Annotated in this window: 3 protein-coding genes; 1 reads left to right on the top strand and 2 read right to left on the bottom strand. The window is 62.3% G+C overall.

Features of this window, described 5'->3' with window-relative positions:
* Positions 1 to 11: 11 nt before the first annotated feature.
* Positions 12 to 3,137, bottom strand: coding sequence for a serine/threonine protein kinase (locus KF688_16285; protein MBX3427238.1), 3,126 nt, complete (start codon positions 3,135 to 3,137; stop codon positions 12 to 14).
* Positions 3,138 to 4,181: 1,044 nt separating this feature from the next.
* Between KF688_16285 and KF688_16290 the strand changes: the two genes are divergently transcribed.
* Positions 4,182 to 13,322 (top strand): S8 family serine peptidase, encoded by a 9,141-nt coding sequence (locus KF688_16290; GenBank protein MBX3427239.1) that lies wholly within the window; start codon positions 4,182 to 4,184, stop codon positions 13,320 to 13,322.
* A 102-nt stretch (positions 13,323 to 13,424) separates the two neighbouring features.
* Here KF688_16290 and KF688_16295 read toward each other — a convergent pair whose 3' ends face one another.
* Positions 13,425 to 17,237 (bottom strand): hypothetical protein, encoded by a 3,813-nt coding sequence (locus KF688_16295; protein ID MBX3427240.1) that lies wholly within the window; start codon positions 17,235 to 17,237, stop codon positions 13,425 to 13,427.
* Positions 17,238 to 18,254: the final 1,017 nt, after the last annotated feature.

Below are 18,254 nucleotides of genomic sequence, written 5' to 3' on the forward strand. Positions count from 1 at the left end.
GACGGTCTCGATCAGGGAGACGACGGATTCGTTGTCGATTCTTCGAGTCGCGAGGCCGAAAGGCGGCTTAGGGCGCGAAGATCCCGATTGCCGGGGAAGCTTGTTGCCAACCAAGCGTCGGCGGCGTCCCAACTCATGCGACCAGCCGCGCGGACCGAATCGTTCGTCTCGTCCGCGGCCGCAATTGCCTCGACGAATCCACGGGCCGGGGCGATCGGCGACTGCGAGAGGATCGGATTGTCAAGCGTACGGCGCGCGGCTTCCGGTCGTCGAGCCACGGCTTGCGCCACAGCGGCGGTCAATTGGTAGCGGATGTTAAACGGTGCTTCCGCTACGGCGATTCCCGCCAGATCGCAAGCCCGGGCAGGATCGCGATGCACCTTGGCTGGACAAACGGCGAAAAACCAAGCGGCTCCATGGCAGAATTCAGGGTCTTGGCTTCGTTCCAGCAACTGGCTCCAAGCGGCAGCGGCTGCGGCAAAATCCTCGTTAGCCCCGGCTTCGTCGGAGTCCGCCCGCATTTCGCCGCGACGCAACCGGAGTACAGCGGCAATTCGTAGCGACTCGACGGCAGGATCGGGCGAGGCGAGGAGGAGTTCCAACTCATTGACGGCATACTGGAACCTCTCGGAGGCGCCTTTGAAATCCGACGTAGCCCAACGGACTTGAGCAGAGGTGGAACTGGCGACAACCAGCCTTTGCCGATAAGGGGCGACTTCGGGAAAAGCCCGGACCAGAGCCTCCAGTTCCGCCGTCGCCTGATCGGCCGCCGTCGCAGCCAGTTCGGCTCGCCCCGCGGTCAGAAGCGATTGGGCCAACGTATCGAGCGCAACGGCCAGCACCTCGCGGTATTCCGGAATGGAAGGATACTCGTCGACCAAGGGAGTCATGATTTCGACAGTGTCTCGCAGCGGCGCTTCGGCGGCCGCGAAATCAAACTCTTCCATGAGGAGTTGTCCCAGGTCCGTCTTGATCATGGCGAGGTTGACTCGAAAGGCGGGGACGTCCGGTTGCATTCGGACCAACTGCGCGCCGGCGTCGGCGGCGCGATCGTAAGCGGTCCGCTCTCCGGCTAGGTCGCCGAGGCGGCGCTTGGCCGCCGCCAAGTGAGAATTAGCGGTGACGACAAGCCGTAGATAGCTCGCGTCCAGTTCGGTGAGTTGCGTTGCAGCGTCGAAGAAGCCGGCCGCCAACTCGAGGTTGCGGCTGGCGCCGGCGGCGTCTCCCAACGCGAGTTGGACTTGCGCCGCCCCGATCCGCGCCGTTGCTGCAGCGGAGCGATACGACAAGTCCTGGGGGGCTAGCCGCACGAGTGACTCGCTGAGGCCGAGCGCGCGACCAAAGGCTTCCTGGGCTGCAGCATACTGCCCAGCTTGGGCCAAGACGCCGCCGCGATTCGTCCAGAGCGTCGCCAGAGCGGCTTGCTCGTCGATATCTGGAATTTGGTCAGGGCCTCCGTTCGAGAGTGCAGCGATCGCCGCCTCGAAACTCGCGTCCGCGTCTGCAGCGCGACCCTGGTCGGCGTGGACTAAGTAGGCGATCCCCAAGGCCTGCGCTCGGGCGACGACCGCCTCACGGCCGACGGTCGGATCGTTCTCCATCGCGGCCAACAACTCGCCAGCTTCGGCAAGTCTTGCAGCGGCATCGGCGGACCTTCCCAACATCCGATAGATGGAACCGAGTCGCGCAAGAGTTCTTCCTTGCTCCAGTCTTAGTGAAGCGTCGTCGCTTTTTTCGGCGGCAAAGGCTTCGTACTCTTCAGCGGCGAGTTCGAGCATCCTTATGCGCACCGACTGGACGCCGGCGACAGGTATCGACTGAAGCGCTTCGCTGAATCCCGATAACCAAGTGTCGACGGTTTCGCGAGCCTTGAGGAATCGTTCGTCGGCTTTCGCTCGCGCTGCGGCCTCGGACTCGGCCAGCGCCAAGTTCGAAACGGCCAGTTCTTGTTGCTTCTCGCGGGCGCGATTTACGGCCAGGGCTGCAATTGTCGAAACGGCAGACACGAGAACCATTGCCGCTGTTCCGGCCAGAAACCACGTGCGATTCTTGCGAGCCCATCTCGCGGCTCGTTCAACCGGGCGGGGAGGGCTCGCACTGACCGGTTCATCGGCTAGCCATCGGTCAATGTCGGCCGCCAAGTCCCGCGCTGATCGATAGCGCTCCTCCGGGGACGTCGCGAGCGCCTTGGCGGCGATGGCCGCGAGCGCTCGCGAGGCACGCGGATTGATTTTCGTCGCGGGCGGGAAATCGCCCTTGCAGACGCGCGACTTGAAGTCCAAAAACGAAGAGCCGACAACGGGGGGCTGGTTCGAGAGGATGTAGTACAGAATCGCACCGAGACTATAAACGTCGGTGGCCGGCGTGAGTTCGGCAAGTCTGCCGTCGACCTGTTCCGGACTCATGAACCCCGGGGTCCCCAGGGCGACCCCCAGTTGAGTCGCCGACGCGGGGTCGCTCCAAACGGGACGCACCGCCTCGCCAGTGATGAAGGAATAATCGTCGGTCGCGGCGCCAAGAGCTCGAGCCAACCCCCAGTCGACGACGTAGGTCTCGCCGAATTCGCCCAGCATTATGTTGTCGGGCTTCAGGTCTCGATGCAGCACTCCCCGGCTGTGAGCGTAGGCGACGGTATCGCATACGTCGATAAACCGTCGCAACAACTCGCGGAAGCGCGAGTCGTAGCGAGCCATCTGGCATTCGGAACTCAGATCGTCGTGAAAAGCCTTGATGGCGGCCCGCAGCGTTTCGCCGCGAATGAGGCGCATGGCGTAGTACGGCGATTGATTCTCGTCAATTCCCAATGCGTGCACCGGGACGACTCCGGGATGCTCCAAGGCCCCGGTGATCTGACCTTCGACCAAGAACCGATCGACCTTGGACTTATGGCCGTGGTGGCGAAGTTGAAGCTCCTTGAGCGCCACTTCGCGCTGCAATTGCAGGTCGAGAGCGATCCAGACCGCGCCCATTCCGCCGGCGTCGTGGGGTCGCAACTTTCGAAACCGTCCGCTCGAACTGCGGTCCGCTTCGCCGTACCAGGCTTCCCCGCTCAAACGGACGTGTCCGCCGGTCCCGCTCGTGGCGTGATCGATTGTGTCGTTGAGCTTGTCAGTCGTATGGAGGCGTACGGTTTGCATGTCCTCAGACGACGCCGAGCCAGATGTCTGGAGAAGTTCGGCAAGCCTGTCCTGCAGGAGCGACTCCAGGTCAGGATGGGCCGCGAGGATTTCTGCGTATGAAAGCCTTTCCCCGAGGGCACGCCGCCGCGCCACGTCAGCCAGGACAGCCCTCGCTCGGGCGGATGGGTCAGGCGAGTCTTGCTCGTGAGGGGGCATCGGGCGGCTCGATAACGGCGAGACGGGGCGCCGGCGATCTGTGCATGCACGGCTCCGCCGGCAAAGGCGCCTCTAATATACCTGCTTTGTGTACTGCCGTCGAAATCTCCGGCCGGTGAGGAGCCGCCCCCTTCCGAGGGCTTTCGCAGGGACGAACCGAATCGTAGCAGGCTCCTGGGCTCAAATGTTTGCAACGGGTGCGAGAGGGCAACTATAATCCGACCCGTGCAAACCCTGGCGAAATACGAGCAAGGCGAGACTTTCGGCGAGTTGCTAGAGCGCACTCTCCAAACGCTTCGAAACGCCTTGCAAGAGAGTCGCTTGCGGCAGTTGCTGTAGCAAGGTCGCCCGGCTGATGCTTCTCCGCCGTCAAGGATGCGCCAACGAACCACGCGAAAACGAGGTGCGCCCAGGGATGATCACCACGATCACCTCCTTGCCGTCATCGCCCAATGCGGGACGAGCCTTGAGTTAACGACTTGCCGAATCTCATGAGACGACCTCAACACTGCTTGTGCGCAGACGTTTCCGATCTTGCCTCGCGCTGTGCTTCCAGCCACTGGGAAACATAAAATGGCTTTTGGTTTCCGATTCCGCCTGCCTGCCAATTCCGCCGCTCGCTGCCGCACGACGAATTGCTCTGACCGACAGTCGGCCGCGCTCGGCTTCGAGACCTTGGAAGCGAGGCTGCCTCTGGTCGCTAACCTTGCCGCGGCAAGTTTCGCATACGACGAGGTCAGCGAGGCTTGGTTCGGCGGACCTGGACCGCTCGTCGAAGCGCCGTTCATGCTAACTGCGGATCTCGGTCTAGAGCAACCGACGGAATCATCTCAGTGGATCGTCCGATTGACCCCGACTGCTGCCGAGGAAGCCGGCGGCGTCGCTGGAGTCAGTGCGGCGATCGGATCGCTCGGTTTCTCCTACGAGGTGCAAGCCGGGCTCGGCTTGCCGGGCATGGTCCGGCTGGCGACCCTCGGCGCCTCGCCTCAAGCAACTCTGGCCGAATTGGTCGCCCACCCTGCGATCGCGCTGGCGAGTCCGAATCTCCCCGTCAACGGATCGGCGACTAATCCCGACGATCCCTTTTACGCTCAAGGGCTCCAATTCGGCCTGCGGCTGAGTCAGTCTTCGGGCGTCGGCAACCTTGCCGTTCGGGACTCGGACATTTCGGCTCCGGAGGCATGGGACCTGACGCAAGGATCGTCAGACGTGGTCGTCGCCGTGCTTGATTCGGGGATCGATTACAACCATGTCGATTTGAATCCGAACATATGGACCGATTTCGACGGCCGCCACGGCTACGACTTCTACGACGACGACGACGACCCGTTCGACCTGCATGGACACGGCACGCACGTGGCGGGCATCATCGGCGCAGCGGGAAACAACGCCACGGGCGTGACCGGAGTCAATTGGGAAGTTTCCCTCATGGGGATTCGCGTGCTCGGTCCGCAGAACACAGGTACGATCGACGACGTTATCGCGGGCGTCAACTACGTCACGATGCTGGCGAGTCGGTCGACGAACCCCGTGAATGTGCGCGTGATCAACGCGAGCTTCGCCATCGCAGGACAGTTCGTCAACCAAGGCGCCAAGTCCATGCTGCGCTCCGCAATCGAGTCAGCCGCGACGCGAGAGATTCTCGTGGTGGTCGCTGCCGGCAACGGGGACGTCTTCGGCCAGGGGATCGACCTCAACACTTCGCAATACTACCCGGCGACGATCGAACGCGATCAAGCCGTGAATCTCGAGAACCTGATTGTCGTCGCCGCAAGCGATCCGTACGACCGGCTTGCTTCGTTCAGCAACTACGGCAGCACTGCGGTTGATCTGGCCGCCCCTGGCGACGACATCATCAGCACGCTTCCTGGAGATCAGTACGGCTATCGCGACGGCACCAGCATGGCGACCCCGCATGTATCGGGGGTCGCCGCACTTGTACTGGCGCGCTCGCCCGACCTTTCGGCGAGCGAAGTGCGCGAAGCGATTCTCAATACGGTCGATCCGCTCGCCACGCCCGAAGATCGCGCCAAAGTGGCGACCGGCGGCCGCTTGAACGCTCACGGCGCCGTTGCTTACGACGCCTTCGCCCCGCGGGCGACGATTGTGAGCGCTCCCGACGTGATCACGGCCGGCAGTGCGGTGCGGCATGTGACAATCCGCTATTCGGCTCGGACTCCGATTGACCAAACGACCATCGGAATCGACGACATCATCGTCCGTCGGGGTGCTGAAGACGCCCCGGTGACGGTCCAGAGCGTCACCTCCGCTTCCGTTCCGGGCAATCCGAACGCTCTCGACGCGACCTATGCGTTGATCGGCCCGGGGGAAGGGATTTGGAATGCGCTTGACAACGGTCTCTATACGGTGGAAGTCATCGCTGGCGCCGTCGCCGACACTGCGGGTTCGAATCGGCCCGCCCAGAAGAACGAGTATCGGAGGTTCGCCGACGAATTTGCCGTCAACGTCACGGCCGGAGCGTTGTACGTCAACCGAGCCGACGACTCGCTGGACGGTTCCGGCGGGTTGACTCTGCGGGCGGCAGTCCAACAGGCGAACGCGAGTCCGGGTTCGGTGATTTTTCTTGCCCCGAACAACTACGTACTTTCGCTGGCCGGAGCCGGCGAAGACTCCGGCCTGACGGGCGATCTCGACGTCACAGGAACGTTCACGATCGCCGTCCAGGGGAGCGGCTCCGTCACGATCGACGGGGGACTGCTCGATCGGGTGTTCGACGTTCACCCTGAGGCTCACCTGACGCTGGAAGGCATCGCCGTCACCCGGGGCGCGCTGACCGGCGGCGACGGGGCAGGGATTCGCAATCGCGGGACGCTGACGTTGATTCGATCCGTGGTGGCTGACAATCATTCCATGGGCAACGGCGGAGGAATCGGCAACTTCGGCGAGTTGACCGTGACGGACAGCACTGTGACCGGCAATTTCGCAGCGCTCAACGGGGGGGGCGTTTACAATAGTTCTACCGGCGTCGCCTCGTTCGCTTCGTCGACGATCGACACGAACGTGGCCGCGGGACAGGGCTCGGTCGGGTACAACTTGGTCGGAACTCCCATACGAGCGAATTCTCCCGCGGCAGGCTATCAGCGGCAGCCTCGCGTTTCGATCAACGAAGCGGGACAGTTGGCAATTGCTTGGATCGACTACGTCAGCGACTTCGATCAGCGCGTCGACGTCCGCCGGTTCCTGTTCGACGGCACGGCCGTCGACTCGGTCAATATCAACGTCACCGGGCAGACTCCTGGCGGCCTGTCGACCGTGCGTCGCTTCGCGGACGTCGCCATCGCCCCAGACGGAAGCTTCCTTGTCGCGGGACCGGCGACGATAAATTCCAACTGGGACGTTCAGTATCGAGTCTATCCGGCCGAAGGAACGCCGACGTCGCTCGCGAACGCCAATGCGCTGACGACGGGCAATCAGTTTGAAACTCGAGTCGCCGTGGCTCCTGACGGGACCTACTCCGTCGTTTTTTGGACCAACTCCGAGTCGGGGGGCAATGGCGACGGTGCGTTGCTGCGACGGTTCGACGCCGCTGGAGCCAACCTCGGCGTCGAATCGTCGATCCCTCAGATTGTCGGCGGCCATCAGAACTATCCGGCGATCGCCCATTTCGACAACGGGGAGGCAATCGCCGTCTTCTCCGACACGGGCCTGGACGGCGTCGGCAACGGGGTTGGCGTGTACGCGCGGTTCGTCAATGCGTCAGGAGTTCCGTACGGCAATCAATTCCAGGTCAATTCCACGCTGCCAGGAAATCAGACCTACGCCGATGTCGCAGCCGGCCCCGAAGGATTCGTCGTCGCTTGGCTCGACGAAGGGCGAGGCGTGGTTGCCCAGCGATTCAATCGCGCGGGCCAAAAGCTCGCCTCCAACGGAGTCAATGAGATCGAGATCGCCTCGATTGCAGGCGTCACGTACCCGTCGGTCGCCATGCTTCCCGGCGGGGGCTTCGTCGTCGCTTGGGGAGAATCACGGGCTAACCCCGCGCTCTACGACATCTTCGTGCAGGCCTACGACGGCGCCGGCGAAGCGATTGGCGCCAAGACGAGGGTTTCGGCGGCAGCAGTCACGGGATACGCCGAGGACCGCCCGTCCGTGGCCTCGAACTCTGCGGGGCAAGTCGTCGTTGCTTGGGGCGGGTTCGACGCCGGCTCGGACGGTCGTGACATCTTCGTGCAGCGGCTGCAGTTCACGGGGACGACCGTCGGAGGCCAAGGAGGCGGCGTCTACAACGCAGGCAGTCTCTCTGCCGTCAACGCGACGATTTCGGCGAACGTCGCCAAGACCCGGGGAGGAGGACTTTCCAATGCCGACGACGCGGATTCGACCCTCGTGAACGTCACTGTCGCCGACAATTCCATCTCCGGCCCCGCGATTGGAACGACGTTGATCCGAAGCGGCGCCGAGGCGCTTGTCAACGACGTGACGAGCGGCGTTCAAGACCGAGTTCGCGTTGCGACGGCGACTTCGGGCGCCGGCGTCATCCTGTGGACCGATGCCGGAACCTCGCTACGGGCTCAACGATTCAACTCTTCGGGAGGGCTCGTCGGGAGCGACTTTCAACCCAACGACGTCGCAGCGGACGCCGGGGACGTTGCGGTCGGTGCAAACGGCGACGCAGCGTTCGTCTATCGCGTGAATTCGGGAGGCTCCGCCGGGTGGGACGTTCGCGCGAAGCTCTACAACGCCCAGGGGGTCGTCATTCGCTCCGAATTCGTCGTCAACTCCGGGGGAGCGGGCGCCGAACCGGGCGACCAGTTGAACCCGCGAATCAAGGCCCTGCCGGGCGGGGGCTATCTCGTCGCGTGGTATGACTTGCAAAGCGGCTCCGCCGTGTTGCACGGTCGGTTTCTTGATGCTGCGGGCAACGTGCAGGGCGCCGAGTTTTCGATCAGCACGACTGCACCCGGCTATGCGTTTGACGCTTTGACCGAAGTCGACTTCCATCCCCTGGCCGACGGGACGGCGTGGGCCGTGTACCGCGCCTCGTCGCCACTGGGGGACAACATCGTCGGGCAACGGTTGAGTGCCGCCGGAGCAAAGCTCGGAGGCGAGGTGCCGATCAGCGGCAACTTGACAGGCGCCGATCGCAAGCCGGTGATTCTAGGCGACGACGACGGCTTCGTCGTCCTCTGGCGAAACGCCGCCAGCGGGATCCTGATGCGACGCTTTGATCCGACAGGGGCGCCTCTGGGCGACCCAATCCCTGTGGCGGCGAGCGTTCACGACACGTCGAACGTCGGGGTGACGCAGCTGCCCAACGGAGCGCTCCTTGCCGTCTGGGACGACTACTCGTCGGGGGGGGCGACGGGGGGGCCGGCTCAAGGTCGGCTCATCGGTCGTGACGGAGCCTTCCTAAGCGACGCCTTCGCGCTGTCGACCACGAGCGGTTGGCAAACGAACCCCGGGATCGCGCGTCTTGCCGGCCGTCAGTTGCTGCTCGCATGGGCCGGCCCGACCGCCGGCGACGCCGCCGGAGTCGTCGCCCAGATTTTCGTCCTACCGGAGTTTCCTGGCAGCGGCGTCGCCAATGCAGCGGCAGGGTCCGTCACGTTGCAGAATACAATCGTCGCGGCCAACAACTCGGCCGACGGCCGCATCGACGTCAGCGGCGACTTGTTCGCAATTGGCGGCAACGTCGTCGGGCGCATCGGCGTCGCCACAGGGGCGATTGGCGGAGTCAACTCAAATCGGGTTGGTGACGCTTCCTACCCGCTTGACCCGCTGCTGGGACCGTTGGCTCTCAACAACGGTACGACCCGCAGCCATGCGCTGCTCCCGGGCAGTCCGGCCCTCGATGCGGGCTTGCTGGCAGGTGCGCCCGCGAACGACCAGCGCGGCGTGGAACGAAAGGACTCCCTTGGCGTAGCGCTCGTGGACGGCGACGGCGACGGCATGCCTGCCGTGGACGCCGGAGCGGTGGAGAGTTTTTATGCCTCGATCAGCGGCGTCATGTACCACGATCGCAACGGCAACGGCGTGCGGGACCCCGCCAACAACGAAACGCCCCTGGCCGACTGGATCGTCTATCTCGACCTCGACGAGGATGGACGGCTTGACGACAACGAACCGCGTACAATCGCCGGCGCCGACGGTTCCTACCACTTTGTCGGATTGAATCCGGGAAAATATGTCGTCGCCGCCGTGAACAAAGCCGGGTGGCAACCGACATACGTGAGCGCTACGATCATCGATCAGGAGGTCGACAACAGCAACGGCGGACAGGCTGACGGGCTGCTCGGAGCAAGCTCACTGGCGGCTGCGCCGGACGGGAAGTGGGTGTACGTCGCCGGCGCAGCCGAATCGGAGAGCGCGATCGCCCGTTTCAGTCGCAATGCGACGACGGGAGCGCTTGACTTTCTTGACGCGAAGACGACGAGCGAACTCGTCGGAGGCTTCAATGTCCTCAGCTCCGTCGTCAAGATCGTCGTCGCCGAGTCGAACTTCAGCGGGGTCAAGACCTGGCATCTCTATGCACTGTCGTCGCACGGCGCTTTGACGGTATTCGCAGTGAATCAACTGACGGGGGAACTGACGTTTGTCGAGTCGATACGCGAGGCGCACCTCAACATCGCTGCGACCCCGAAGCAGTTCGTCGGCTCGACGTCGCTCACGGTCAGTCCCGACGGCAGGCAGATCTACGTTTCCAACAACAGCGCAACCGCTCTCAGCGGCGGAGCGATCTTTGTCTTCGATCGCACTGCTCCGCAGGCGTTCTTGACGTTCCGGCGACGCCTGGTCAACGATCCTCCCAACGCCCTCGACGGTCTGGGCGGGGAGAGCATGGTCGTCTCACCGGACAACAAGTTCGTCTACATTCTCGGCGACTCGCCCTCTCGGCCCGGCAGCATTGCCGTTTACGAGCGATTGACGACAGGGTCGCCTTACTTGGCGCTGCGGTCGATCGTCAAGACTGGCGGCTCCGACGTCGAGAACAACGTCGTCATCGGCCTGGAAGGCGCCCGCGAGATCGTCATGAGTCCGGTGACTCCTGAAGCCCCGGCCGGGCGATTCGTCTATGTGACGGCGGAATCCGACGACGCCGTCACTGTGTTTGAGCGGAATGCCGCGACCGGCGCACTGACATTCGTACAGTCGCTTGCAAACGGGGCCTACGACGACGTCGGCAAGCTGGTGAGTCGGCTGGAACGTCCTGTCGCGCTCGCAATCTCTCCCGACGGCGACCGAGTCTATGTCGGGGCCTCTGAAACGATTCTGCCGGGCACTCCCAACGAAGAGCTGGTCGGTTCCATCGTTGTCTTCGCCCGCAATTCTTCCACCGGTCGGTTGACGTACGTCGATTCCATCAAGGACTCCACGGCCGACGCCTACGGGAACGGTATCGAGTACATCGATCAAGTCACGGGGCTGTTGGCGGCAGGGAACGCGACGTTCTACGCCGCAGCCAGCAGCGGATTCTTCAATAACGCGATCACAGCGTTTCAGCGCGACAGCGTCGGGGCCCGAGTCGTTGTTGTAGGCGTCGGAGAGCGACGCTTGAACGTCGATCTTTCGAGCATCGCGCTGCCTGGTTCGATTAGCGGAATCGTCTACGAGAACCGCAACGGCAATCAGACGCCTGACGTCGGCGAGCCGGGTTTGTTCAACTGGCAGGTCTTTCTCGACGTGAACGGCAACGGCGTCTGGGATTCGCAATTGCCTGGACAGTTCAACGTCGGCGAACCCATCGTTTCGACCGACGTGTCAGGGTTCTACGTGTTCGCCGAGGTCGAGGCGGGTACGGCCTATACGGTCAGGCCGGTGCTGCAAAGCGGCTGGCAGGCGACGGCGCCAAGCGCCGGATCGTACGCGGTGAATCTTGAGCCCGGCGAGGGCGTCTTACGACACGATTTTGGACTTGTGTTGCAGAACGTGATCGGCGCGGGGCAAAACAGTCTGGAGGGAATCGTGTTCGAGGACGTCGATGGCGACGGCGTTCAAGCTCCGACCGGAGAACGCGGACTCGGAGGGGTGCGAGTCTTTCTCGATCTCAATGAAAACGGAGTCCGAGACGTCGGAGAACCGACGACCGTGACGAATGCCGCGACGGGCGTCGGACTGCAGGTGGGCAAGTACAGTTTCGCCAACGTGCCGCAGGTCCCCTTCACGGTCCGTATCGACCCGGTCGACGTAGGAACCAATCGACGGGTCGTCTCGCCCGTGGGGAACGTGCTGTTAGAGCAAACATACGATCTGGGAACTAGCGTCAATCCTGTCGCGTTGATCGCAACAGATTTCGATGACGACGGCGACGACGATCTGGCGACGCTCACTTTGGACGGAGTCGTCACGATCTTCTTCAACGACGGATCGGGAGGATTCAGCGGGCCGACTCTGCGTCTCCCGAACGTGCTCGACGCGACGTCGATGACTGTCGGCGACTTCAACAACGACGGTCTGCCCGATATCGCCCTGGCGAGTCGTACGTCCAGCAAGGTTTGGATTGCCATGAATCGCACGACGCCGGGCGGAGTGCCGACGTTTGATCCCTACAACGTCTCGGCGTTGGTGGTCAGTCGACCAAATCGGGACATTTTCGCTGCCGACCTGAACGGAGACGGGTTTGACGACTTGGCGTTGGCCCCGGTTATGCCGTCGCTCAACGTACAGAGCGAAGTTCTGGTGGTGCACAGCACGACATTGCAAGGCTCGATGACGCCGACCTTTGCGCCTCCGCCGGGGGGCGGCGTGACGCTTGTGGGGCTGAAGACGACCGACGTCGTCAAGGCGGTTGACGTCGACGGCTCGGGAGGGCTCGATCTCGTCGTGCTCCATCGATCGAGTCGCACCCTTCAGGTCCTGTTGAAGAGCGGGAACTCCTATCTTCCGCAAACCGAAATCGTTTTGCCCACGGGAAAGAACGTCGATGCTCCGTTCTCTCTCGCGTTCGGCGAGTTCAACGGGGATTCGAAAACCGACTTCGTGATCGGGAACTCGCACACTTCGATCGTGTCGCTGCTGCTCAGCGAGCCGAACGCCAACTACGGTTCGCAAGGGTGGAGTCTTCTCGACGGCGTTCCGCTTGACGCCAAGAGCATTCCCCGCGATGTAGCAACGGTCGACGTCGACGGCGACGGCGACCTTGACATCCTCGTCGGAGCCGTCGAGCCGGCGGGAGTGGTCGTCCTCCGCAATATCGGCACGTTGACCGCTCCGGCGTTTGCGCCGGCGGAGACGACGGGCGTCGCCGTCCTGCAGACGAACGACTTGCCCGGCGTCAAGGCGATTGCCGTCGTCGACGTCGGCCAGGGCTTGCCCGTCATCGCTGCGGTCAACGGGAAGGCAGACGCGGGGTCGCTGATCGTCTTTGCCAATCAGCGCCTCAACGGGGGACATCGCACCATCCCTTCCGGTGGGTCGGAAGTCGCACTTCTCAATTACGCGCTGCAGGTCGTTCTGCCTGGAGACTATGTGCCCGACGGGGCGGTCGACGGCGGCGACTTCTTGCTCTGGCAGCGACAACGCGGGCAAAGCTCCGGAGTCGCCGGATTGGGAGCCGACGGGGTTGCCGACGGCATTGTGGACGGACAGGATCTCGACGTGTGGAGAGCGAACTACGGTTCAGCTTACGCTTCCCAAATGGAATTCCAGGTCGCTGCCGCGTCGACCGAGTTCGAGAACGTTCGTACGGACGCGATCGGAGCAGCCTTGCCCAGTGACTTGGAGCTTGAACTTGCCGCCAGGAATCTATGGCGACATCCTAACGACGCCGTGTTCAGTCGGCTTCTGCCAAAGCACGAGTCGGACGAATTGGGGATTGCGCGGGCGCCCGACAAGAGATCGTCGTTTTATCGAACTCGCACGCTGGCAAGCAGCGAATCGTTGGTCGTCCCTCGCCCGGAATCGACTCGCAGGGACGTCAGGAACGTGCTTCTAGTCAAGGCGTTCGACGAGTCGTTCGGCGAGGACATGTTGGAGTCAATGTGGTCAGACCTTGGCGAACGGAAACTGAGCCTTCGACGTTTCCGCTGACCGGCAGCGGGGCCTGTCGTCTTGACTGCCAGGCTACCCTGTCCGTCGGATTCGTAAAGGGATGAGTTTGGCGCCGCTCGTGGATCCCGAGCGTGCCGGCCTTTACCAACCCCGGAAGAGCCGCCAACCTCGCCGTTTTCCGGGCAAGATATCGTCAGCCGCATCGCGCAAGGCGATCTCGCGGGCCAACGCAATGCCGGCCAGGGTCTTGGCGTCGCGACGAGAGCGATCGTCCGTCGGCGCTCCGTCGAACATCGGAGCGGCGGCGACGATCTGCGGCGAGTCCGTCGTCTGGCCGAAGGCGGCGCTCCATCTTCCCAAGTCGACCGCATCGACGGTCCCGTTGCCGTCGGCGTCTCCGTCGGCGCGCCCGGCGTTCGTCCTCCCGTACCCCCGTTGCCAGGCGAGAAAATCTCCCCCTTCGACCTTGCCGTCGCTATTGAAGTCGGCCGGGTGCAGCGGGCTTTCAACGACGGCCTTCATTCCGAACCTGTTCGGAACGAACGACTCGACGGGCAAGTTTCCGCCGCCGAACCACACCGAATGATCTTGCCACAACTGCGAGTTCGTTTTCCCCAAGTAGGCAGTCGGCAGTCCGGGGATTTGCGGCGCGGCGCCTGTCGGAAGAGGGATGGCGTCGGCTGCTTGGGCAGGGAAGTACAACCGGAGTATCGTTCCGTTGGACAGGACGATTCGCAATTCTTCGGGGCTGAACAACGATTCGACCTTTCGATCCAGGTTCTCGAAGAGCGCAAGCTTCTCCTTGGCTCCGACGTCGTACCACTCACGTCCGTTGATTTGCGCTGAGGTCAAGGGCACGAACTCGACGGCGCTCGGCACGTTTAGCGACCGAAGCGTGTCATGACCCTTGCCGATCACCACGTTTCGGATATTCGCAAACTGTCCTCCAAAAATCGTCGTGTCTCGGCGGACGGGCACGACCAAGCCTTCGACGAACGCCTCGACTCGCACGTTATCAAAGGTAATGTCATGGACGATTCGATTCGTGCCGATTCCCGTCGGTGAGGCTAGCGCCAGATCGGGCAACAGATTGTAGCGACCAATGATCGTTGCGTTGCGGATCGCAATCTGACCGGAGTAGAACAACTGCACGCCGAATTTCGTGTTCCACACCGTGAAGTCGTCGATGAACGACTGGCCATCGTTCAAGAACGTCTGATGGAACCAGATTTCCAGGCCCTGATTGACGCCGTAGGCCAGATTGTCCTCGAACCGCTTGATGGGGGCGGTTCCGATCGGAATCGCTGGGCGGCCATAGGCGATGGACGGGTCGTCGAGATTGGCCGTGTCGAACATCGCCAAGGAGGAAGACGTGAAATAGCCGTACGCCCCGCTTCGCGTTCCGGCGACGATGTTGCCGACGACCTCGATCCCGGGGCCTTGAAACCAGAACCCATGGCCGTTGTGGCCGAAGTCATGAATTGCACGACGCGTCAAAGGTCCGCCGCTGCCGGAGCCGACGGAGTTCATCGCGAGGTTGTACCGCATGGCGCCGATTTCGTTGCCGTCTTCACCGACGAACGACGCCCCGAGCACGTCGATCGCCACGTTGTACTCCATGACCACGTTGCCCTGATGATTCACGAATCCCCAACCGGGACTGCCGACGACCACGTTGCCTCGCAAAATCCCGGGCGGGATCGCGGCATAGGTGCCGGTGTGGTGAAAGTGAACCGCGTACCGGGCGCGCGGGTTTGCACCCCCCGATTGGAGCACCCCGTTGACGACGACCGGGTCGGTGACCAACTGCGTCTTGTCGGTGCGGCCGAAGCCCTTGACCAAGACGTTTTCCATCCAGGCGTTCGGGCTCTCCGCGAACGCAATATGCGGTCGTTCCTGCGCGTTTGATTCCTCTTCGCCCAGAAACTGCACGTTGCGATTCGTATTGGCGACTTGAATTGCGTACCCGTCCGGAGCGTCGTGGTTATAGGTGAGCCCGCGATTGAGAGTAATCGTCGTGCCGTTGACGGCAGTGATCGTCGCCCGCTCGGAATCGAAGTAATCGCCGATCGGATTCACCCCCGCAATGACCAATTCGTCTCCGACGCGCCACCCGGTCGGGGCCTGTGTCAAATGCAGCACCGAATGATTCTGCATCGGATCAACGGCGAGGGTCGCATACGGGGTCACGACTCGGCCAAACATCCGAACTTCGCCGCGACTGATCAGCCCTCGACTGGCCAGCCCCGGGTCCCACGCAGTGTCGATCGGCCCGCCGTCCGGGAAGATCACCTTCGCCGTGACATGATCGGCGATTGGCGCCGTCGGCGTCCCCACGTGGAATTTTCCCGTTGATCCGACCACGATCGTATCAACTCGCATGACGGTGTCGACGTTCGTTCGGAAAACGAGCGTTCCGTCAACTCGCAGGGTCTTGATCGCCGTCGTCATGATCGCATCGAACGTGATCACGACGTTGCCGGGAATAAAAACCTTCTCGCCGGCGCGCGGCACGACCCCGGCCGACCAGACGCTCGGGGTCGACCAGTTGCCGCTCGACAAGGCCCGATTTGTCGCGTCCGCTTCTTTCGTGATCCAATAGGCGTCGTAGGCCAACGTGCCAGGAAACGGAGGCGCGTTCGTATTGTGTGCATGGCTGCCGGGCGTATAGTTCACAGGCGGATACTGTTCGATTTCAACCGCCATGTAGTTCGAAAGTACGTTGAGCGGCAAAGCCATAAGCTGAGCCCGCGTCAGTTGCGCCCTCACGGCGTCGGACCAGCCGTTGATGACGAACAAGTCCTGCATCAACGCGAACTGGGCGGGAGTCACCAACGGAATCTGATGGTCCAGCAGGTGAGGGAGGTCGTAAACCGTCAGCGATCCGATTTGCGACGGAGTCAGCCACCCGCGTTGCTGCACAGTCATCCACAAGATGAGCGTCTTATCGACCTGCACCGCCTGAATCTGTTGCTGCGTCAACGCGGCCCGCTGGTCGGCGCTGAATTGCACGTTGAAGGTATAATCCTGATCAACCGCGGCAATCTGGGCCAGCGTGAGGTAGGGAATCTGGCTCACCGGCAAAACATGGTAATCACCCAGAATCACGTTCTGGATTTGAGCCGGAGTCAGCCAACCGGCTTGAACCTGCGTGAGCCAAGAGATCCGGACGTCGCCGCTGGGATGCACCGACAACGCCTGAATTTGCGATTGCACCAGCGCCCCGCGCTGCGCACTCGAGAACTGCATGCGAAACGTAAAGTCGTTCGTGACGCCGGCAATTTGAGCCGGCGAGATCAGCGGGATTTGGCTGACCTCCAAATGCCTCCATTCATGAACCGGCAAAGTATGGATCTGGGCTGTGCTCAACCACAGCTTCTGCGGCGTGGTCAGCAGGCTGATCGTGATCGTCGCTGCATTCAGCGCCGGGATCTGAGAGACGGTCAGCGCCGCTCGAGCCGTCGCCTCCCATTGGTTGAACGCAAAGGTGTCGGGGATCGTCGAGATCTGCGTCGGAGTCAGCAACGGGATCTGACTCGGGTCGAGAAATCGGAAGTCCGTGTACGGGAGCGACCTGACTTGTGCCGGCAAGAGAGCCAGGCGCTGCGCCTCCGTCAACAAGCTGATCGTGATCGTGGACACCTGGAGCGACTGGACTTGAATCGAAGTCAACGCCGCCCGGTTGACAGAAGGCCAGGTGTTGAGCGAAGTCGTGTCCGGGATCGTCGCGATCTGCGACGGAAGCAGCAACGGCACTTGCGCCGGCGTCAATTCGTAGAACCGCCAGTAAGGGAGGCTTGTCACGTCGTCGTCGGGGACGTTGGCCGGGATCGGGTCGAACCACTCGACGAGCGAGACGTATTCCGCGTCGCACGTCAGAGCTTCCGCCGCCAGCATACGACGACCTTCGAGGGACTCAAACCGCAGCTTTCTCAGATACGAACGAGAACGCATATTGCCTCAACTCGCCAGCGCGGCAGGGTGAACTCAGATGTTTGTCAATGGGACAGTCCGACTATTCGACATGCGACAGCAGTTGCAGCAATCGAGAAGCGGCGTGCTGCAAGCGGAGACGACGAACGTGCCGACTGAGAGGTCGACTTCGTACCGATGACCAGCGGTCTGCGCCCAACCTGGATATCGGCCTGCGTTGCGAGACGGAGAACGCGATTCTTCGTCGTACTCGACTTCGTCCGAACCGACTAAGCACGTTCCAGGCGAGGCAGACCAGTCACTGCGCCCCCGAACAATGTACTGGCGGCGAAGCCACGCGTCAAAAGAGATCTGAGCGGGCAGAATGAGGAAACTATACCCAAATTGCCGCAAAAGAAGCGATTGCTCCCGAATGGGCGAGCGTAAGCGATTGAAGCAAGAACCTGGCGTGGTGTTTGATTGCGGCAGACCGCGACGTCGGGCCGGCGACAGGGCCTGCTGCCCTTCCTGTTTACGACGGCCAGAGGTACTTGAAGTGAATGGCTTGGCGGAGCGGCCTGGTGGTCTGGTCCGCCGCGAGAGGCGTGGGAGATCGCCAAGCTAGCTCTTAGCTGACAACGGCCTTGCGGAACATCTGGCATCGCTCGCTGCCAGAATGCTCGGGGTCGCTTGGAGAGACGACTACAGCCACAACCGGTCGCACAGTTCTCTGGGGTGCGTCGCTCCACGGAGTTCGCAGCCCGTTGCCCCACGCCGCTCCGCAGCCGCATTCGGCTACGCCTACAGCGACGGCTTCGCTACACGGGGGCGCCTGATGACCCAAACCGTACTCTCATACATATACCTGTGCGGCTCAAGTCTTTGGGGCAGGCCATATGACCTCGTGGAATCCATCGATCGCTGCACCGCCTTTCGATCGAACTTCCTTGAGAAAACCAGCAGGATGGATTCGGCTTTGCTCAGGTTCCCCAGACAAAACGTCTTGTCGAGACTTGCGGGTGGGAGGCTGACATCTGGAATCTCCAGAGGGGCCATGCG

This window comes from Pirellulales bacterium (assembly GCA_019636345.1).
Taxonomy (GTDB): domain Bacteria; phylum Planctomycetota; class Planctomycetia; order Pirellulales; family Lacipirellulaceae.

Bases quoted from the DNA above. Each gene is read 5' to 3' on its own strand.
- KF688_16285 (MBX3427238.1), bottom strand. From the start codon at position 3,137: ATGCAAACCGTACGCCTCCATACGACTGACAAGCTCAACGACACAATC.
- KF688_16295 (MBX3427240.1), bottom strand. From the start codon at position 17,237: ATGCGTTCTCGTTCGTATCTGAGAAAGCTGCGGTTTGAGTCCCTCGAA.